The 19,412-nt window shown below is 61.2% G+C and carries 20 protein-coding genes; 9 read left to right on the plus strand and 11 right to left on the minus strand.

What is annotated here, in order from left to right:
* Nucleotides 1-544: 544 nt before the first annotated feature.
* Both pdxY and QA640_RS21830 read left to right on the plus strand, forming a co-directional pair.
* On the plus strand, nt 545-1,348 hold the full coding sequence (gene pdxY, locus QA640_RS21825; protein WP_283042637.1) for a pyridoxal kinase: 804 nt from the start codon (nt 545-547) through the stop codon (nt 1,346-1,348).
* A gap of 160 nt (nt 1,349-1,508) precedes the next feature.
* Nucleotides 1,509-1,988 carry a hypothetical protein gene (locus tag QA640_RS21830; protein WP_283042638.1) on the plus strand — a complete coding sequence of 160 codons (480 nt, stop codon included), beginning with the start codon at nt 1,509-1,511 and terminating at the stop codon, nt 1,986-1,988.
* A 112-nt stretch (nt 1,989-2,100) separates the two neighbouring features.
* On the opposite strand, the gene QA640_RS21835 is transcribed toward QA640_RS21830, so the two are convergent.
* The 4 genes from QA640_RS21835 to QA640_RS21850 all read right to left on the minus strand — a co-directional run bounded on the left by QA640_RS21835 (nt 2,101) and on the right by QA640_RS21850 (nt 3,556).
* Nucleotides 2,101-2,640 carry a phasin family protein gene (locus tag QA640_RS21835; protein ID WP_283042639.1) on the minus strand — a complete coding sequence of 180 codons (540 nt, stop codon included), beginning with the start codon at nt 2,638-2,640 and terminating at the stop codon, nt 2,101-2,103.
* 7 nt (nt 2,641-2,647) lie between these two features.
* The gene (locus tag QA640_RS21840; RefSeq protein WP_283042640.1) at nt 2,648-2,863 is read right to left on the minus strand and encodes a hypothetical protein; all 216 of its coding nucleotides are present in this window, start codon (nt 2,861-2,863) and stop codon (nt 2,648-2,650) included.
* A 136-nt stretch (nt 2,864-2,999) separates the two neighbouring features.
* Entirely contained in the window at nt 3,000-3,173 is a 174-nt protein-coding gene (locus QA640_RS21845) for a hypothetical protein (RefSeq protein ID WP_016840760.1), read from the minus strand.
* Between the two features lie 32 nt (nt 3,174-3,205).
* Entirely contained in the window at nt 3,206-3,556 is a 351-nt protein-coding gene (locus QA640_RS21850; protein WP_283042641.1) for a zinc ribbon domain-containing protein YjdM, read from the minus strand.
* Nucleotides 3,557-3,815: 259 nt separating this feature from the next.
* Between QA640_RS21850 and QA640_RS21855 the strand changes: the two genes are divergently transcribed.
* From QA640_RS21855 to QA640_RS21865, 3 genes are all read left to right on the plus strand, one after another.
* Nucleotides 3,816-5,222, plus strand: a complete 1,407-nt coding sequence (locus QA640_RS21855; protein ID WP_283042642.1) for an adenylate/guanylate cyclase domain-containing protein — start codon at nt 3,816-3,818, stop codon at nt 5,220-5,222.
* 179 nt (nt 5,223-5,401) lie between these two features.
* Nucleotides 5,402-5,695, plus strand: coding sequence for a hypothetical protein (locus tag QA640_RS21860; RefSeq protein WP_283042643.1), 294 nt, complete (start codon nt 5,402-5,404; stop codon nt 5,693-5,695).
* A gap of 148 nt (nt 5,696-5,843) precedes the next feature.
* Entirely contained in the window at nt 5,844-6,113 is a 270-nt protein-coding gene (locus QA640_RS21865) for a DUF2312 domain-containing protein (protein WP_283042644.1), read from the plus strand.
* Between the two features lie 119 nt (nt 6,114-6,232).
* Here QA640_RS21865 and QA640_RS21870 read toward each other — a convergent pair whose 3' ends face one another.
* Both QA640_RS21870 and QA640_RS21875 read right to left on the minus strand, forming a co-directional pair.
* Nucleotides 6,233-6,865 (minus strand): class I SAM-dependent methyltransferase, encoded by a 633-nt coding sequence (locus QA640_RS21870; RefSeq protein WP_283042645.1) that lies wholly within the window; start codon nt 6,863-6,865, stop codon nt 6,233-6,235.
* An 8-nt stretch (nt 6,866-6,873) separates the two neighbouring features.
* Complete coding sequence (locus QA640_RS21875; RefSeq protein WP_283042646.1) at nt 6,874-7,104, minus strand: hypothetical protein; 231 nt, start codon at nt 7,102-7,104, stop codon at nt 6,874-6,876.
* Between the two features lie 318 nt (nt 7,105-7,422).
* Between QA640_RS21875 and QA640_RS21880 the strand changes: the two genes are divergently transcribed.
* Complete coding sequence (locus QA640_RS21880) at nt 7,423-7,707, plus strand: cytosolic protein (RefSeq protein WP_283042647.1); 285 nt, start codon at nt 7,423-7,425, stop codon at nt 7,705-7,707.
* 87 nt (nt 7,708-7,794) lie between these two features.
* A complete protein-coding gene (locus QA640_RS21885) occupies nt 7,795-7,992 on the plus strand; it encodes a hypothetical protein (RefSeq protein ID WP_283042648.1) in 198 nt (65 codons plus the stop codon).
* Between the two features lie 80 nt (nt 7,993-8,072).
* Here the strand turns inward: QA640_RS21885 and QA640_RS21890 are convergent, their stop codons facing one another.
* Nucleotides 8,073-9,077 carry a hypothetical protein gene (locus QA640_RS21890; RefSeq protein ID WP_283042649.1) on the minus strand — a complete coding sequence of 335 codons (1,005 nt, stop codon included), beginning with the start codon at nt 9,075-9,077 and terminating at the stop codon, nt 8,073-8,075.
* 249 nt (nt 9,078-9,326) lie between these two features.
* Between QA640_RS21890 and QA640_RS21895 the strand changes: the two genes are divergently transcribed.
* On the plus strand, nt 9,327-9,614 hold the full coding sequence (locus QA640_RS21895) for a hypothetical protein (RefSeq protein WP_283042650.1): 288 nt from the start codon (nt 9,327-9,329) through the stop codon (nt 9,612-9,614).
* 13 nt (nt 9,615-9,627) lie between these two features.
* On the opposite strand, the gene QA640_RS21900 is transcribed toward QA640_RS21895, so the two are convergent.
* Nucleotides 9,628-10,425, minus strand: a complete 798-nt coding sequence (locus tag QA640_RS21900) for a transglycosylase SLT domain-containing protein (protein WP_283042651.1) — start codon at nt 10,423-10,425, stop codon at nt 9,628-9,630.
* 535 nt (nt 10,426-10,960) lie between these two features.
* On the minus strand, nt 10,961-12,088 hold the full coding sequence (locus QA640_RS21910) for an IS110 family transposase (protein WP_283039038.1): 1,128 nt from the start codon (nt 12,086-12,088) through the stop codon (nt 10,961-10,963).
* Between the two features lie 422 nt (nt 12,089-12,510).
* Between QA640_RS21910 and QA640_RS21915 the strand changes: the two genes are divergently transcribed.
* On the plus strand, nt 12,511-12,933 hold the full coding sequence (locus QA640_RS21915) for a VOC family protein (protein ID WP_283042653.1): 423 nt from the start codon (nt 12,511-12,513) through the stop codon (nt 12,931-12,933).
* Between the two features lie 707 nt (nt 12,934-13,640).
* Here QA640_RS21915 and QA640_RS21920 read toward each other — a convergent pair.
* Together QA640_RS21920 and QA640_RS21925 are read right to left on the minus strand one after the other, a co-directional pair.
* Nucleotides 13,641-14,816: an ATP-binding protein gene (locus QA640_RS21920; RefSeq protein ID WP_283042654.1), complete on the minus strand. Its 1,176-nt coding sequence runs from the start codon at nt 14,814-14,816 to the stop codon at nt 13,641-13,643.
* 211 nt (nt 14,817-15,027) lie between these two features.
* Nucleotides 15,028-18,792 carry a vitamin B12-dependent ribonucleotide reductase gene (locus QA640_RS21925; protein ID WP_283042655.1) on the minus strand — a complete coding sequence of 1,255 codons (3,765 nt, stop codon included), beginning with the start codon at nt 18,790-18,792 and terminating at the stop codon, nt 15,028-15,030.
* Nucleotides 18,793-19,412 lie beyond the last annotated feature (620 nt).

A 19,412-nucleotide genomic window follows, 5' to 3' on the forward strand; every position in this document is an offset into this window, starting at 1 on the left:
CCGCTACTCACATGGGTTGCGCGATGATGACGTGCGCAGGAGATGACGTCCGCGGGGACGAGGAGCAAAAAAGGCCGCCCGAGGAACGGCCTTTTGAGTCTGAATGCGCAGAGCCAATCAAAGTTGGTATGGCAAGAGCCAGCCCCGGGACTTGAAAATCCGTTCGAGATGCAAAGTCCTGCCCGGTCGCTCTAACCTTACGTCAATTTTTTGCGGCCGTGTGACGAAAAAGTAAGTTCCCGCAGGGAACCTATAGTTTCGGTTAATGCGAAAGCTTAACGCGTATTTGGCGAAACCCATCGGCTCCTGTGAGGCGGTTGACGGGTCTCGCTCCACTCATCTGCAAGCTGCCTGACAAATCGCGGACTTCGGCACGTCCGGTGTGGCAGCGGGGAGGGACTATAGTCCCTTTTTCTTTCCCTACTACAATCCATTCACCTCGCAGATGGGCGTCACGGGGTTGCGCCGTTGCGAAAGGTATCATCGTCGTGGCGCAATCGACCTGATATCGTTGCAGCTGAAGCTACGGACCCTACGCCCGCACATGCTCGTCATCTCCATTCAAAGCCAGGTCGTTTACGGCCACGTCGGCAACTCGGCCGCGGTCTATCCCATGCAGGCGGCGGGCGTGAATGTCGCGGCGGTGCCGACGACATTGCTCTCGAACCATCCGCGCTATCCGACCCTGCGTGGACGCGTGCTGGACGCGGAACTGGTCGCTGATCTCCTGCTCGGCGTCGAGGAGCGTGGCCTTATCGAGCGGGGAAGCGTTCTTCTCACCGGCTATCTCGGTTCGCCGGCAAACGCAGAGGTCGTCGCCGATTTCGTCGCGCGCGCGCTGCGACGAAATCCAAACCTTATCTATCTCTGCGACCCCGTGATCGGGGACGATGGCAAGGCCTACGTCGCCGACGGTATTTTGGATGTGATCCGCGAGCGGTTGGTGCCGGCCGCGACCTTCATCACGCCGAACCAGTTCGAGCTGGAGCTGCTGACAGGGATCGCAATCAAGGACGCATCGGGCTTGGTCGTCGCGAGCGCCGCCATCGCGGCGCAGGGCCCGCGAGGCGTCATCACTACCGGCTGCACGCTCGCCGACACGCAAGCAGGGCAGGTGGAGACGATCCTCTGCCAGGACGAAAAACTGTCGCGCATTGCGACGGCGCGGCTGCCGATCCGGCCATGCGGGACTGGGGATCTCTTGTCGGGACTCGTGGCTGCGGGGCTTGCGAAGGGAGCGACGGTCGAGACGGCGGTTCGCCTGGCGGTCGATCATGTGTTTACGGTGATCGCGCACACGCATCAAACAGGATCGGAGGAGATTTGCCTCGTCACCCCAGCAGGTTGAGCGACTGCTAAAACTACCATCTGTAGGTGTCCCGCGGGACGCTGTCAAAATACGGCAAGCTTGAGGCGGTCAAGAGCATATACAATTAGAAGGCCAGTTACCCCCGTAATACACTGCGAGTGTTGGGGTTGTTCGGGGCGCGTATCGGGAGAACCTACTCATGGCAGGTGTCGAACAATTGCGAAGAAAAGACTCGGTAAACTTGGTTCAACTTGAGGCGGACATTGCGTCGGTTCGCCACGGAAGTTCATTAGCTGCAATTGCATTGCCCGACTATGTCGAGCACACAGAGGGGGTGACGCGCGTAGGCGCCCTCAGCGCAGAGGCGGTCATTCGCGACTATGAATCCGCTGCAAAAGAGATTGAGGCGATGGGAGCCGAGTTGATCGGCGCAGCGCAAAAGTGTGAGGCGCTGACGGCCCAGGTGCACGATGCGATAGCGTATATGCGCGAAACGGCCGCGGGTTACCGTGAGGAAGGACGCAAGATCTTCAAGAGGATCGAAGAATGCGCCCTGTTCACCGAGGACGTCCGCAAGACGTGCGAGCAGGTGAAGCGCAGAATGGGAGCTGCGGGCAGCATTTCCTCCAAGGAGGAAGAGGAGCCCGCCGAGCAGGAGCAGGTATCCGTAAGCGCCTAGGTCCCCCAGGATCCGGTCCCCTTGATCCGGGGGGATGAGAGACCGCTTTCGGGCGGTCTCTCTCTTTTCTTTCGCGCGAGCGGCCTTGAGGTCTCGGATACGGGACGGCCAGCTAGTGGCGCGTTGCACGGACTTCCAGCGTGGTCTGCGTGATCCTGGCCACGAAGCCCTCAAAATTGACGACCCTCTGTTTGACCAGTTGGCTGTTCAGGTCGGCGATTTTCTGCGTTTCTGCGACGAAGGTTTCACACGCCTGCTTCGCGAATTCCATCTGAAGCTCAAACGCCTCAGCGGGTGAGCGCGCGCTCGCCAGCTTCCCGAGGAAGGACCAGGCGTGTTCAAGCGACCTCCTGGTGTAATCGCCATAGGCATCTGCGATCGACTGAACGCTGACCGGGACGAGTTCCATCGAAGCGGCCGGAGGGTTTGCAGTCTCGGTGACAGAGACGTCGGTCGATGGGAACTGTGGATCGAGGTCTATACCGGTCTCCAGCTCGGTCGCTTGACCAATTTCACCAATTTCCGGCGCAGGATCCCGCAACTGATCCGTTGCGGTCACTTGTTGCTCGTCGGCCTTGGCCTGCCTCGTCTTTTTCTTCCGGTTCCGCTGGCCGGATTTTCCGGTCGGCTTAGTGTGGTCGGCGCTCAACATTACAAAGCTACTCCCCAATATTGATGAAGCCGCGAGCCTCCGCCGTATTTGCGCTGAAATCGCGATTGCGGCTTGTCGCAGGCGTGGCGGCCATGTGATGAGATTTGGCAGGATGAACGCCGGACTCGATGGAAGCGTTCCAGGATGCGCGGTCCGCGCCGCCTCGGAAATCTGCATTGTTGCGATGCAGCACGAGATCGGGTACGATGGTGCCGTCGGCCACAATCCCGGATTGCACTTCCGCTCCATCCGGGCTGCCGCTCGCGTTTCGGACAATGGCGATGCGATTGATGCCGCAAGTCCGAAGTATTCGTAAAGAGGAATCCCTTGAATAGGAATCCCTTGGCCGAAAAGGCCGATCAGCCAAACAGGGCGGCGTAGATCACATAGAGCCAGCCCAGAATGCCGTGGATGATCGCCCACAGGATCGAATGGTTCTTGGTGTAGGAGATCGCGATGGCGAGCGCCGAACCAAAACCGACGCCATATTTCGCGCCCTCGACCCGAACTCCGTAGTAGCGATTGCCGTTCACGGTCGTCCTCGCATCCATCGATGCGGCCGGCTTTACGCCTTCCGCACGAACTCCGATTTCAAGTTCATCGCGCCAATGCCGTCGATCTTGCAGGCGATGTTGTGCCCGTCGCTGGCGTCCTGGAGACGGATGTTCCTGACCTTGGTACCGCCCTTGACGACCGATGACGATCCCTTGATCTTGAGATCCTTGATGACGATGACGCCGTCGCCATCGGCAAGCGCATTGCCGTGGGCATCGCGCACGCCCGCCTCGATCGCGGCCTCCGCGACCGCATCCGCAGCGGTGCCCCATTCGTGGCCGCATTCCGGGCTGACCCAGAGATCGCGATCCTGATAGGCATGCTCGGACTTGCAAGCGGGGCATTTCGTGGCGTCAGTCATCGTCATCCTCTTAGGCCCGTTCGGGCGAGGCGCACCGTAGGTTCGTAGCCAGGTAAATCAAGAGGAAGTTCCGGCCCGCTTCCGCCTGCGCTCTTCGAGCCACGGCGGACAGGTCGCACCACCCCGGCGAGGCGCGGAAAAACGTGCTGACATCGCGACGCAGCAATCACCCGATACCGCTTGTGCATGGCCTTGCCACGCATACTTGATGAGGGGCGGGGTTGGGGTTCGCCCGTATGTCCCAAGGTAACATCATCGCATGAGCGAAATCGAAACCCTGTTCGGTGTGTTGCGTCAGTCGGCCGACGAAGGCGTCGTCGACATGCTCCAGCGCATGGTGCGGGAGGCGCCGGACCATGCCTTGAACCGCATGAACGCGCTGGACCTCGCGGCGCGTGCCGGCCTCGACGAGGAGCGCGTCGTCGCGGGGCTGCTGCACGCGGTGCAGCTCGGCATGGCCGAGATGACGTGGAGCGTGATCTGCCCGAGCTGCGCCGGCGTTCTCTCCGCCAACAAGAGCCTGAAGACCCTCAACAGCCCGCATTATCATTGCGCCTTCTGCGCCGCGGGTTATGAGACGACGCTCGACAATCTCGTCGAGGTGACCTTCACGATCAGCCCGCGCGTGCGCAAGATCGCGGCCCACAATCCCGACGAATTGTCGCTGGCCGACTACTATCGCCAGATCTTCTGGAGCTCGGCCATCGATCTTCCGCCCGATCTGGAGACGCTGCTGCGCGAGGTCACGCTCGAAACCTTCGATCTGCCGCCGGGCGAGCGGGCCATCCTGTCCCTGCATGTGCCGGAAGGCACGTTGATCGTGTTCGATCCCGTGACGCATACCGCCCAGTTCCTCCAGATCAAGGGCGAGGAAACCAGCGAACGGCAAAACCTCTCGATGATCTTCAACAAGGCCGAGACGCCCGCCGAGGCGATCACCTTGCGCCCCGGGCCGTTGCGGCTCGCGCTGGACAACCGCACCGACGGCCGCGTGCTGCCGGCGGTGTGGGTCGCGAACCCCGTGCTCGACGCTCTCCTGACGCGGCGCAAGCCGGCGCTGACCGCAAAACGCCTCCTCACCAACCAGACCTTCCGCGATCTCTACCGCACCGACACGCTCGCCATCGGCCAGCGCCTCAAAATCCTCAGCCTGACCTTCCTGTTCTCGGATTTGCGGGACTCCACCGGGCTCTACGAGCATGTCGGCGATCTCGTCGCCTTCGATCTCGTCAACGAGCATTTCCGCCTGTTGCAGGAGATCATCGCCTCGGAGCGGGGCGCCATCGTGAAGACCATCGGGGACGCCGTGATGGCGACCTTCGAGACGCCCGACCGTGCCATTGCCGCCGCCATCCGCATGCGCGAGGCGATGAGCGAGCTCGGCGCCGAGCGCCAGTATCAGGGCCTGCTGCTCAAGATGGGCATCCACGAGGGATCGTGCCTGGCGGTCACGCTCAACGGCCAGCAGGACTATTTTGGCCAGACCGTCAACATCGCCTCGCGCGTCCAGGGGCTTGCCGCCTCACGCGCAATCGTGGTGACGGAGCAGGTGGTGGAGCATGTCGACACGAAAACCCTGCTCGAGGCCGGCGGGCTGATACCGACGCGCCGCAGCGTGGCGCTGAGCGGCATCGCGGACAGGGTGTCGGTGTACGAGATCCCCTGAGGGGTGGCCGGGTAGGGCGGCCAACCAAAATCTCGAAAACAACCCCATGCAAAGGCGTCGGCGGCTCGGCGTGGGTGGCGTGCGGCGCTCGCACACTCATTATGAATATTCGTTCAGAGGAACGGGCGCTGGGTTCATTTCGTTGAACTGCGGGGGCTTATCGTCAGGAGGAGGACGGCATGAAAGCAAAGATCATCGCGCTCTCTGCGGCTTTAGTCATGGCTGCACCACCGGCCGTGTTCGCTCAGGGTACATCGAGCCAGACGCCCGGACACGAAATGCAGCAAATGGGCTCCAAGAAAGGTGAGCCGGGCGCTTCGGGCTACGCTCCCGGACATAGGATGCACCATGCGATGCACCACGCAAAGACCTCGAAGAAGGCCAGCCACGGCGCGTCCAGTTACGCTCCGGGTCAAACCACTGGCGCGAGCACGAAGTCGACCACCGGCTCGAGCACAAAGTCAGGGTACTGACGGACGCTACAGAACTAGAACCCAGGATGGGTTGAGCCCCTCGCGAGACCCATCGCGGGGTTCCCGCGTGCTGTGCGGGACCCCTGAGTTAACACATTGGTCATTCGTTTGCGGTCATTTTCATCGCCTCATTCAACAAAGAGGCACCATGACCGACATCACCATACCCGGCGGAAAAATTCGATCGTTCGTCGAGCGGATCGAGAACCTGGATACCGAATTGCAGGAGTTGAACGAGCAGAAGAAGGAGGTCTTCTCGGAAGCCAAGGCTGACGGTTTCGACGTGAAGATCCTCAAGGAGATCATCAAGCTGAGGAAGCAGGATCAGAATGAGCGCGACGAGCGCGAAACCCTGCTTGATCTCTACATGCGCGCGATGGAAACGGCGCAGCCGGAGAATGCCGCAAAGGCGGCGTGACGCAATCGAACTGATGTGCACGATGCGTACAGGGCGGGTTAGCGGAGCGTAACCCGCCTCTTTGCTGTCCGGGCGTTGAGAGAAGTGGCGCTACCCCCTACGAAGCCGAGGAAATGCGCCTACGGTGCTCGCAGGGCGTACAGTCTCTGGTAGATCATCCGTTCGGGGAGGCGATCCAGCAGCCTGTAGCCAAGCGGCAGCTTGAGGAGCTTGCCGACAATTCGAGCTGAAAGCGGGTGCCAGTAGACCGACAGATTGTAAAATCTGATGACGGTGAATCCGAGCGTCTTGAATTCGAGCATCAATCGCCTGTGGCCGAAGTATCTCTGATAGTCGATGATTGGACCCGAAAGCCAAAGCAACTTGCCGGAGTGTTCCCTGGCAACCTTCGCCAGGAATGCTCCCTGCTCCTCATGGGACAGATAGTAGATACATTCGATGGCCGTGATGACGTCGTAACCGCCAAACGACGTGTCCAGGAGATCGGCGGTCTCGAACCTGGCATTTGGTAGATTCAACGCCTTCGCACGGGCAATCGCGACGTCGCTGATGTCGACGGCCGTCACCGATCGTGCCCTGTGGAAAATCACCTGGGTGAGGTGGCCTTCGCCGCAACCAAGCTCGAGAACCGATTTCTTGCGAATGGACCGCGTCAGGCGCCGGCGCAGCACCTTGTCCCTGAATGTCGCGCCTGCGTAGCCCCACGGGTCAGGCGTTTCATAGTAGCGATTGAAATCTTTTGCCGTGCGCATGGCCGTGGCTAGAAGTTGGCGCCTGATGCCATCAGCATTGCGCCGAGGGCCATCAGAAGAACTCCTGGCCAGTTCGATTTGAAGCCAAGGAAGCGCAGACCGCGCCGCGGCGGCTCCAGCGTGCCGCGAACGTCCCCAGCGGAATCCTGGCCACTAAGCGGTCCTCGCCAAATCGTGACGCGCGCCATGTACAGGAGTCCGCCGATGATGAGCAGCGCGCCAAGTCCCATCAGGACCATTTTCGCCTCTCAACTCGTCAGTGCCACCCATAACGGACTAGCTTATTTCAAACCTTTGATGGGTGTTTGGTTCCACAAGCGCCGCAACTGACAGGGAGGCTTCGCTCCAGCCATCCAACGCGCTAAACTAAAGCGCGATGAGATTAGGATGAATCGTCATCGCGCTTTAGGTTATTGTTTGAGCATGATCTCCGCGCAAACGCGTTCCGCGTTTGTCGCGAGGGAAAACCGCTTCACACTTTTCCGGATCATGCTCTAGACTGCGCATGACTGCGTCGTTCAGTCCTAACAGCGCAGGAGTGTCCTATGAAATCGCTTTTGCTGCTCACGGCGAGCGGTCCGCTGCTCATTCTCACCTCGCACCAGTCCTTGCGCGACCAGAAGCTGCTCGAGGTGCTCAGGCAAAAAGGGATCGGCAAGTTCGTCGGGTTTGAGGTCCCTCTGTCGCTCGCGAGAGCGCGCTACGGCGGGCACTTTCAGGCGGTCGAAAGCAATCTGCACGAGACCGATGACTTGAGAGTCCTCGACTTCAACGGCCAGCGGGTCTTTACGCTCTTTCGTTTCGAAGAACTGGGTTCGCCGATCCTGATAGAACAGGCGTGATCTGGTGTCGGCCTCGCTGAGGGAGCTTGCAGGTTTCGCAGGGGCGCCAGTTGCGGTAGGGTTGGCGCCTGAATCGAGGGACCTGCCATGACGTCGTATACGGTCGGGCTGAAGCTCGGGACACGCGCCAAGGCGCTCACGATCGATGCCGAGGACGCGTTGGTCGCGGCGCTCAGGATCAAGCTCGAGAACCCCGAGGCGCTCGTCACCTACGTTCGCAAGTCGAATCGACGTGGCGATCGTCGACACCCGCACGAAGGGCTGCGGAGCAAGAAAATCGCCTAAAGCGTGATGAGTTTTGACTGAACGCTGTGATCCCAGGGATGCACCTCTCCCGGAGGGAGAGGTGTCCACCGTTGTGCACCTTACCAATCCGGAGGATACCCCCAGGGTTCGACCATATCCGGCGGGGCCATCCAGGGTGCTCGCGGCCGCTTGGGCCGCCAGGGCGCGGGTGCAGGGACGTGCTGGCGCGGGGCTGCAACATTCTGCTTCATCAAGCCCGGTGCGGAGGGTTTCGCGGACGAGGCGGCAAGCTGCGTTTGCAGCGCCTGGACCTGCTCGGCGATGCGCGCGTTGTCGCGGGCGGTTTGCTCCTGCGTCGTCTTGAGCTGTTGAATGGCGTTGGCATGGTCGCGAAGCGTTTGCTCGTGACTGCTTCTCAGTTGCTCGAGCTTTTCGTTGATGCTCGCAAGGTCGTGCGCGATGGTCTTGAGCGACTGCGCCACCTCGGCGGAAGTCGAATCGGCAGATGCCGAATTCCCGGATGCTGGATTGGTGGACGTCGAACTGGGGGCTGTGTTGGTTCCGGTTGATGGAACATCGTCCGCTTCCTTATGGCTCGGAGGCGCTGGCAGGGAAGGCTGTTCATCGGCAGCCGCCACCCGGACAGCCGGCGATTTCGCCGGAGCGCGAAGCCCGGACGTCTCCGGGGGCGCCGTCGTGACTGGCGGGGCCCATCGCGCCATGATCGCCCTGGCCTCATCGCGATATTGCGAAGCGAACGCAGCACCAAGGATACCTATCGCCAGCAACAGGCCAACGAAGGCTCGCAGCATGGGCCTGTCCCCTGTCAGGCCCCGATGGCGGATCTTGCTCTCCGCCGCCGGCGCCTTGACCACGCTTGCATCGCTTGGTTCCGCGGCGGCCTTTTCCTGGCGCATCGGTGGGCTGTCGCTGCCACGCTCCATTCCGGAGACCAATCGGTCGAGCCGAGCAAGCTCTTCATTGGCGCTCTTGATCCGTTCATGGGCCCGCGCCAGCTCGACATCGGCGCGCTCTGGGCCTTGCGGATCGTCCGGCTTGGAATCGTCCGGCTTGGAATCGCCCGGCTTGCAATCGTCCGGCTTGGGGTCGTTCGTCTGAGGCACCGATGCGCTCTCCGTTCAGTCTTGCGTCAACGGAATGAGTGCGAGTCCGAGGATGTAGAAAGAATAGGTCCCGCCGCCGTCCTGATCAAGACAACGCGAGCGTGAGGGAGAATTTATGGCGACCTCGGCACACGGTTGCGCTCCAGCGGAGCGTCGCCCGATCGCTCAAGACGTCTGGCGCCGAAACAGCCGCGCGCTGCTCCCCTTGGCAACCCTGCGATGTGCTATGCTGTCGCGGGAGGAAGAGCAATGAGGGTCCTTACTGCGATACTCGTCCTGCTTCTTTCAAGTCCGGCCGCCGCCGAGGACTGCCAGACATGCTCAATGGCCGATGCCTGCATGAAGGAGTACCTGAAGGCGACGTCGGAGGCTCAAAGGGCCACCAAGCAAGCAATCCGGGATTGGAAGCAGAACCTGGACAGAAAGGCCTCCGCAGAGTTGTCCAGCAGGGGCACACTCGCACTGCAGGACGCGATGGAGGCGCAGGTGCGTTCGGAGCTGGAGCGTCTGAAGGAGTGCCTGGCCAAGATCAGGTAGGAAGTCCTGCGCGCTAATTGCCGTTATCCGCCGCAAGGCGCTGAAACTGCCGCTTCATCGCGTTGACCCCCGAGACATAGGCGGCAACGAGATGATCGCCGCAGCGCTCGCCGGCAATCATCTGAAAGTGACGGCGGGCGTAGGCTGTGGCGGGACCTGCGCCGCAGAGATGGATGAAGGCAGCCAGATCCTGCTTCTGCTGCGCGCTGGCCCTCACGTCGCCCGCGCGGGCGAGGACATCAGCCACATTGCGATCCAGATACACGGATGTGAGCTCGATGGCGTGGCTCGGGATCGCGCGGATATAGAGGCTGGTGAACCCGCAGCCGGTCTCCGTGACCGCGTTGCCGCGGACACAGAACCGTGCGGCCTCGGCGTAGGCCGGATCGGTCATCTGGTAGAGGCCGACGGCGCTGGAGGCGGGCCGGTAGATCGCGAGGGGATTGAGGCTCAATCGCCAGCGCCAGTACGTGCGCGCCACCGGATTGCCCGAGCTCTCGACCTGCGCCAGCGCGGCCAGCAATTCGGGCGTGATCGTATCGGTGGAAAAGCGACGGAAGAGCGGCCCATATTGCCGCCAATTCTCGGCCGGCTCCTTGTCGAGCCCGTGACCGACAAAGACAAACAGCTCGGTCGGCTTGCGGATCACGTGATAGACGAGGTTCACCAGCACGACCACCGCAAGCAGGATCGCCACGCTGCCCGCGATCCGAACCATCCGCGGCGCGCGCGCGAACCTCTTTCGCGCCCAACGAACGCCCCGCCGGACACTGCGGAGGCGAGGGAGGAGGCGAATGCGTTTTCTTGGCATGGGTGTTTGGGGGAGCGAGGAGTGGGTCGAGCCCTTGCGAAACCCGTCACATGACTGAGCCGATGCCGATGGGTATCGCTTTCGCCTCACCAGAGCCGACAGCGGTCATTCAGGCAAGTCGAGAGCGAATTAGCTTGCCTTGCTTTGCGTCCTTTAGCACTCTCTGGGAAGGAGGCAAACGCATGAAGATAATGACCGTGGCGTGTGTGCTCGGAACGGCCCTGGTGCTGTCCAACCTTGGGATATCGGGTGCGGAAGCCCGGGCGCGGAAGGCTCAAGTCGTTCGTGAACCACAGCAGAGGCTTGTTGTCACGGTGCCCGTGCTCAGGCCAACTCCGTGGGATTATAATGTTGTTCCACGATATCGTTATCGCCCTGAAGACGACCGGGTCGATCCATACGGCCCGCCGCTGGAGTCGTCGTGGGTGCGCTATGAGGGGTGGCGGTGGCCATACTGGTGGTGAACAACGATCGCATTCTGTGGCATGTGGTGATCGGCCACTGCGTGTAGCAACCATTAAATGGTGGCTGTGTTCTACGCCCTTTTGATCATCCGAGCCCGCCACGATGACGCCGTACTCGCGTCCGTCAAGGCGTGGCCTGGCGGCAGATAAGGTGAGTTCTGGCGAGCGACGGCCAGCCTTGACGGACGCTGCGCGCGGCGTCGTGAGAGGCCGTAGGTCGGGACGAAGAAACTCGTCCCGGTCCAACTAAGAAACAGAGAAGGATCGCACCGGCGGTTCGCCGCACCATGGCGTGCCGCGAGCCAGATGAGCATCTTCCTGGCACAGGCAACGAGCGCGCGCTTGTGTTCCTTTCCGGCTGCGGTCAGCCTGCGGTAGAGCTCGATGAGCTGTGGATTCCATCGAAACGATGCAGCCAGTGAAGCGGTATAAAGGGCGCGACGCAGCCGCTTTCGTCCGCCTTCAATATGCCGAACCCCGACCTGGTCGCCGCTGTCGTCGTCATAGGGCGCAAGTCCGGCGAGAGCGACAGCTTGCTCCCGTGTGATCCGGCCGATCTCAGGCAGACGCACCAGGATGGCAACGGCGGTCGGCAGCCCGATGCCGTCGACGCTGTTGATCAGCGCAAGCCTCTTGGCAAGGTCGGGATGCTTGCAGATCGAGGCGACCAGAGCCTTGAGTGCGGCCTTCTCACGTTGTTCCAAACGCGCGATATCCTCATGCCAGAGCTGGTTAATCCCTACATTGCGGCAGCTCTCGATCCTGTTCTTGAGGCGCGCGATATCCTCGCCGATCTGATCGATCATGGTCAGTTGCTCGGCGAATGGCCGCAACCGAGGATCGGGAGCGGCATGGATCTTCCGCACCGCTGCGGTGCAAGCTGCGATAAGAGCAGCATCGATCTTATCGTTCTTGGCCCGCCGCAAGTGGAATTTGGCATAGGCCCGGACCTGAGCCGGCTGAAACACCACAACCACAAACCGCTTGCGTCGCAGTTCAGCGACGACAGGCTGTTCGTAACCGCCGCTCGCCTCGATGCCGATGCGCTTGACGCGATGCTGTCGCAGCCACGCCAACAAAGCCTCGTGACCTTCCGACGTGTTCTCCACCTGCAACTGCTCGCGGCGGCCCTCGATCGCCACATCAAGCTTCCGTTTGCCGGTATCGACCCCGGCACAGGTCGTGGTATGCTTGCCCATCTTCGTCGATCCCTCCCTTGTTATGCGAACCTCAAGTTCGTTCAACCATTCGGGTCCCGATGAAGTGCCGGTCGCGATCTCGCTACGTCGGACAGCCCTTAAGGCTTCGATGGGTACCGATCCGATCGAACGGCGACCCAGCTCGGGCCGTCACCCGGGCTGGGCCATTCCTCACGGAACGGCACCATCATAAGAGATCGGGCTAATACAAGGATGGGTCGAGTCCTTGCGAAACCCATCACTTGGCCGAGTTTGATGGGTATCGCCTCGCTCGACTCGTCCTACGCGCTGCGCTTGCTTATGGTAAGGTGCGATCCGTAAGACAGGATAGCTCAAATCCAGAATAAAAAATTTGGAGGCTGTGTCGGGACCGTTGTGGCCAGTTCGTCCTCGGAACGGAAGCAACAGGAGCCCGCCACCAAATGGCAAAGCTGATCTTCATCAACCTGCCCGTCAGCGACCTCGCGCGTGCGACCGCTTTTTATCAGGCGATTGGTGCCGTCAAGAACGCGCAATTTTCCGACGACACGGCATCATGCATGGTCTTTTCCGACACGATCCATGCGATGCTGACGACCCACGACAAGTATCGGCAGTTCACGACCAAGACAATTGCCGACGCCAAGACCACCAGCCAGGTTTTGCTTTGCATATCGGCCGACAGCCGCGCCGAGGTCGACGATGTCGTCAGCAGGGCCGGGCGCGCCGGCGGCGTGATCGATCCGTCGCCTGTGGATGAGTACGACTTCATGTATGGCCGCAGTTTCGAGGACCCCGATGGCCATCTCTGGGGCGTGAACTGGATGGATTTAGAGGCGTTCGCCAAGGCGAGGACGCCAGCGTAGGACGGGTTGAGCTCTTGCGAAACCCATCAGTTGGCATCGGGCAATTGATGGGTATCGCTTCGCTCCGCCCGTCCTACGGGCCAAGCTCGCTTTAGCGGTCGGCATCCAATTTCGCGGCTGCCAACTGGACCAACCGCTGTATGGCACCAAATGCCCGCTCCAAGGAGGGAACGCTTTTGCTTGCGATCGCGCGGAGCGGATCCCATTCGCTTTGCACGAAATCGATGATCCATGCGGCATATTCCGGACCAGCCGGGATGCCTGAGCCTTGCGCAGGGACCAGTCCTTCGCGGATGGCACGTTTCTTTGAGTGTCGAGCCAAATTTACGACAGTGAGCTTCGGATCGGCTAACGTCTCGGGCCGATCTGGGACCCGTGAAATCGATACTCCCAGCGATCGAGCCAAAACTTCACGATCTCCTAATAACCAAGCCTCTGCCTCACGGACGGCAATTCGGAAACACATTAGTGGGCTTACCTTTGGTAATGCCATTTGGACAAGGGCGGGCGCGCACGCCGCATCATGATCCAAGTCACGGATCGCCAACCAAGGGTAGTGAGCCGCGGCAGCGTTGTATTTGGGGAGATTGGATGCAAATCTCGCCTTCCCACGAGTTACGCGCTCCATGCCTGGTATCGCGCCGCAAGCAAGAATAAGCCGCCGAGCGACCGCAGCGTCCGTATCTCCTTCCACAAGGTAATGAATTTCAGGGGCCGACTGCATCGAACAATGACAGTTGCTCGACGCCCTTGGGGCGCGCCAGGGGCATGGCCGCCTCACCCACCGACAATCCACTTTCGACCAAAATGCGTATTTGCGGATTGTTTCCGGCGGTCTCAATGGTCGTGCCGTTTTCTCCGGGAATCAACCGATGTACCTCATGCAGTCCAACACCGTCCGCACCAACAAGCGCATCTGAGTGCGTGGTCATACAGACTTGTCTTCCCGAGAGTCTTTGCATTCGTGCGATCATCGAGGGGAGTTGTCGCACTACATCGGGATGCAGCGAAAGCTCAGGTTCTTCGAGAAGCAAGGGACCGTCTTTTTCCCCCAGAGACCAAAGAAAGCCGATCAATCGGAGCGTGCCATCAGAAAAGACTTCTTCAGTTTGATACGTCGGATTCGGCCGCCAGTGCTTGAAGCCAGCTTTCAAGTGCGGTCGTCCCTCCTTGTCGTGGTCGAGCTTTAGGTCAACGAATTGGGGCACAGCAATTTTGAGCGCCTCAGCCACTCGGCGTAGGCGAGCCTCTCTCGTACGAGGAGTTGTCTCGTTTATTCTCTTTAGGAGATCGCCGCCGTAGGGATCTTCCGTTCGATCAAGGGCCCGACGAGGATCTCGGACGATTTGTGGAACTACATGGAGATAACGAATAGAACTGAAGAATTCGACCAATTCGCGAAATTTGGCTTGATTCGTCGCTTGCTGAATCAACGATTGGCTGAACCTAAAGGGTTCGGACGTATCCGCAGACCTCCTCTGTTCGAGGACAAGCTTTCCATCCTTCTTAATTTCTTCTTCCTCAACGCTCGGAAACTGCTCTCTACCGAACCGCGTGAAACGGATGCGGTATGACCACGATGCTGGATGCTCGTCATTTCCGATGTCGACGTCAATTTCCACGTAGCTCACGCGCCGAGCCTGAAGGCACCGTACGGCGCGCAAGCCATCGCGTATTTCGAGCGCAGTGCTGAAGCCACCCGCAATGGGCTTCACAATATCGCGGAGAAACCTAATAGCATCCAGCAGGTTTGACTTGCCCGATGCGTTCGGGCCGATGAAAAAGGCCCTTTTCGCCAGTAGAACATCTGCCGACTGGAAATTGCGCCAGTTTGTCAGTTTAAGCCGAGTCAAACGAAGCGTGTGCGGCTCAGTTTTTGCCATCGTCATTCCAGCGCGTTTTGGGCGTTTAACGTATCGTATCCTACCGAGGTGCTGCAAGTAAGCGCCAGACGGCCTTAGGTTTGACGATGTATCTGATATCTATGGCCGTTTGAGCGGCACCACGGGTAAGCAAAAGGGCGGCCTTTCGGCCGCCCTTCGTGGATGCCCGGGCGAAACCCGGGCATAACGATCGTAGCGATGATCTACCGCCTCACGAACACCCCGTCGTGCTGCCACACGTATCGCACTTCATGCACGTGCCGTTCCGCACCAGCGTGAAGTTGCCGCACTCGCTGCACATCTCGCCTTCGTAGCCCTTGGCCTTCGCTTCCGCGCGGCGTTCGGCCTTGGTGGGGACGATCGTCTGCGCGGTGCCGGCCTTGCTCCACTGGAGTTGCTCGAGCTTCTCTGTCGGAGAGAGGTCGTGGCTGGCTTCCTGTTTCAGGGCGACGGCGCCTTCGATCGTATCGCCGGCGCGGGCGCCTGCGCCGTGCAGGGCGGTGACGCGGTGGCCGCCGGCGGGGGCGCTGTCGTTGCCGGAGGAGACCGTGGCCGAGCCGCCGCGCATCACGACCAGATTATCCGTGCGGGAGCGGGTGAGGCCGCGCGAGACGAGTTTCGTCGCGTGGTGGCCGCCCTCGTCATCCGGCTCCTTGCCTTCCTCGACGCCCTTGCCGAGTGCGTCAAAACCCGTCTCGTTGGGATCGACGTGGGCGAGGTCGAAGCGGCTGAGGTAGCTCACCGCCAGCTCGCGGAAGACGTAGTCGAGGATCGAGGTCGCGTACTTGATGCTGTCGTTGCCCTGCACGGGGCCCGCCGGCTCGAAGCGGGTGAAGGTGAAGGCATCGACATATTCATCGAGCGGCACGCCGTATTGCAGACCGAGCGAGACCGCGATCGCGAAGTTGTTGATGAAGGAGCGCAGCGCCGCGCCTTCCTTGTGCATGTCGATGAAGATCTCGCCGAGACGGCCGTCGTCATACTCGCCGGTGCGCAAGTAAACCTTGTGGCCGCCGACAACAGCCTTCTGGGTGTAGCCCTTGCGGCGATCCGGCATCTTCTCGCGCTCGCGCATCACGATGATGCGCTCGACGAGCTTCTCGACGATCTTCTCGGAGACCTGGGCGGCACGCGCGGCCATCGGCTTCTCGTAGATCGCCTCGACCGCATCGTCCTCGTCCTCATCATCGCTGATGAGCTGGGAGTTAAGCGGCTGGGAGAGCTTCGAGCCGTCACGGTAGAGCGCGTTGGCCTTCAGGGCGAGTTTCCACGACAGCATGTAGGCGGACTTGCAGTCCTCCACCGTGGCGTCGTTCGGCATATTGATGGTCTTGGAGATCGCACCCGAGATGAAGGGCTGGCTGGCTGCCATCATGCGGATGTGGCTCTCGACCGACAGATAGCGCTTGCCGATCTTGCCGCAGGGGTTGGCGCAGTCGAACACCGGATAGTGCTCGGCCTTCAGGTGCGGCGCGCCTTCCACCGTCATCGCGCCGCAGATGTGGACGTTGGCGGCCTCGATCTCGCGCTTGGTGAAACCCACGGCCTGCAGCAGGTCGAAGCCGGGGGCCGCGATCGCTTCCGCGCCGATGCCGAGCTGGTCGCGGATGAAATCTTCGCCAAAGGTCCACTTGTTGAAGGCGAACTTGATGTCGAAGGCGGTCGGAAGGGCCTTTTCGACCTTGGCGATCGCTTCATCCGTAAAACCCTTGGCCCTCAGCGTCGAGGCGTTGATGCCGGGGGCGTTCGACAGCGAGCCGTGGCCGACGGCATAGGCCTCGATCTCCGCGATATCGCTCTCGCGATAGCCGAGCGCGCGCAGCGCTGCGGGGACCGCGCGGTTGATGATCTTGAAGTAGCCGCCGCCGGCGAGCTTCTTGAACTTCACCAGCGCGAAGTCGGGCTCGATGCCGGTGGTGTCGCAGTCCATGACGAGGCCGATCGTGCCGGTCGGCGCGATCACCGTGGTCTGGGCGTTGCGATAGCCGTGCTGCTCGCCGAGCTCCAGCGCCGCATCCCAGGCCGCCTGCGCATGCGCGACCAGGTCGGCTTGCGGGCAGGAGGCGTGGTCGAGCGGCACCGGGTTGACGCTGAGCGCCTCGTAACCAGAGCTCTGGCCGTGCGCGGCGCAGCGGTGGTTGCGGATGACGCGCAGCATGTGCGCGGCGTTCTTCTTGTAGCCGGGGAAGGTGCCGAGCTCGGCCGCAATCTCCGCCGACGTCTTGTAGGTGATGCCGGTCATGACGGCGGTCAGCGCGCCGCAGAGCGCGCGGCCTTCCTTGCTGTCATAGGGCAGGCCCATGGTCATCAGCAGGCCGCCGATATTGGCGTAGCCGAGGCCGAGCGTGCGGAACTCGTAGGAGAGCTCGGCGATCGCGCGGGACGGGAACTGCGCCATCATCACGGAGATTTCGAGCACCAGGGTCCAGAGCCGGCAGAGATGCTCGTAACCCTCGACGTCGAAGCGCTTCGTCGTGGTGTTGTAGAACGTCAAGAGGTTGGCGGAGGCGAGGTTGCACGCCGTGTCGTCCAGGAACATGTATTCCGAGCACGGATTGGACGCGCGGATGTCGCCGGACGCCTTGCAGGTGTGCCAGTCGTTCATGGTGGTGTTGAAGTGCAGGCCCGGGTCGGCCGACGCCCAGGCGGCGTAACCGATCTTCTCCCAGAGGTCGCGGGCGCGCAGCGTCTTCATCACCTTCTTGTTGGTGCGGCCAATGAGGCTCCAGTCGCCGTCGGTCTCGACCGCGCGCAGGAAGTCGTCCTTCAGCGAGACCGAGTTGTTGGAGTTCTGGCCGGAGACGGTGAGGTAGGCCTCCGAATCCCAGTCGGTGTCGTAGGTGTCGAACTGGATGTCCTTGTAGCCCTGCTTGGCAAACTGGATCACCCGCTTGATGTAGTTGTCGGGCACGAGGTTGCGGCGCGCGAGCTTGATCTCGCGGCGGAGCGCCGGGTTCTTCTCCGGGTCGAAGCAGTCGTCGCCCGAGCCTTCGCAGTTCACGCAGGCCTTGAGCACCGCCTTCAGATGCTTCTGGTTGATCTTGGATCCGGTGACGAGGGCGGCGACCTTCTGCTCCTCCTTCACCTTCCAGTCGATATAGGTCTCGATGTCGGGGTGATCGACGTCGACGACGACCATCTTGGCGGCGCGGCGCGTGGTGCCACCGCTCTTGATGGCGCCTGCCGCGCGGTCACCGATCTTGAGGAAGCTCATCAGGCCGGACGAGCGGCCGCCGCCGGAGAGCTTTTCGCCTTCGCCGCGCAGGCGGGAGAAGTTCGAGCCGGTGCCGGAGCCATATTTGAACAGGCGCGCCTCGCGGACCCAGAGGTCCATGATGCCGCCCTCGTTGACGAGGTCGTCACCCACGCCCTGGATGAAGCAGGCGTGCGGCTGCGGGTGCTCATAGGCCGACTTGGACTTGGTCAGCTTGCCGGTGAAGGGGTCGACGTAATAATGGCCCTGGCCGGGGCCGTCGATGCCATAGGCCCAGTGCAGGCCGGTGTTGAACCATTGCGGCGAGTTCGGCGCGACCATCTGCATGGCGAGCATGTAGCGAAGCTCGTCATAGAAGGCCTGGGCGTCCTCGTCGGACGAGAAATACTTGCCTTTCCAGCCCCAATAGGTCCAGCAGCCGGCGAGGCGGTCGAACACCTGCTTTGCCGAGAGCTCGCTGACATAGCGCTCCTTCTCGGGCAGGGCGGCCAGCGCATCGGTGTCGGGCACGGAGCGCCACAGGAAGGAGGGGACGGACTCCTCCTCGACCTTCTTCAGGCGCGCGGCGACGCCGGCTTTGCGGAAATACTTCTGGGCCAGCACGTCTGAAGCGACCTGCGACCACTCGGTCGGCACTTCGACGTTATCCAGCTTGAACACGACAGAGCCGTCGGGATTGCGAATCTCAGACGTGGTCAGCCGGAAATCGATCCCGGCATAGGGTGACTGTCCTACTGTGGTGTGGCGCCGCTCAATTTTCATAGTTTGCCCCGTCCATTTCTAGCCGGACCACCTCGGTTCGGGCGGTGCCGGGTCGTTATTCTTGCGCGACTCCTCCCGGCCTTTCGGCCTTCAGGCTTCGCAGTTCAGCCGGTGGATCCGGCCCAGTTTCTCCCGACGGAAGGGCCGGTGCGCGCACCACGTCCTCCGCCGGCATGTCCACCCGCATCCGCCCCCTCGGGGATGCGCGCGACATGCGTTCAACACCACCACACCACGCTTGCTCCGGGCCTGTTTCGGCCCGTTCGAGCGCCCCCGAGAGTCGGCAAATCAAGGGCAGACAAGCCCTTCACCCGCTGCCCCCTTCGGCTGGCGGAGTGGTCATTTGCGTAGACCCTTTGGGGAGTGACCGGCGGGACGCAAACACACTCGCGCCGAACGGACCGAAAGCTAGGACTCTCCGTTGCGCACGTCAAGAACTAGTGCGAGTTCCTGAATCAAATACTAAATATGGTGGAAAGACGGGGATAACAGGGGTCGGAGCCGCGCCTGTTGTGAAGGCAAGTATCAGTGAGTCCTGAGAGATTCCCAACCGAAAAAATTTGCGTTTGGTGATCGGGGAAAGGCTTCATCCCGCTGTTCACAGGGCGGGTTTATTTTTG

It is taken from the genome of Bradyrhizobium sp. CB82, from assembly GCF_029714405.1.
In the GTDB taxonomy this organism is placed as follows: domain Bacteria; phylum Pseudomonadota; class Alphaproteobacteria; order Rhizobiales; family Xanthobacteraceae; genus Bradyrhizobium.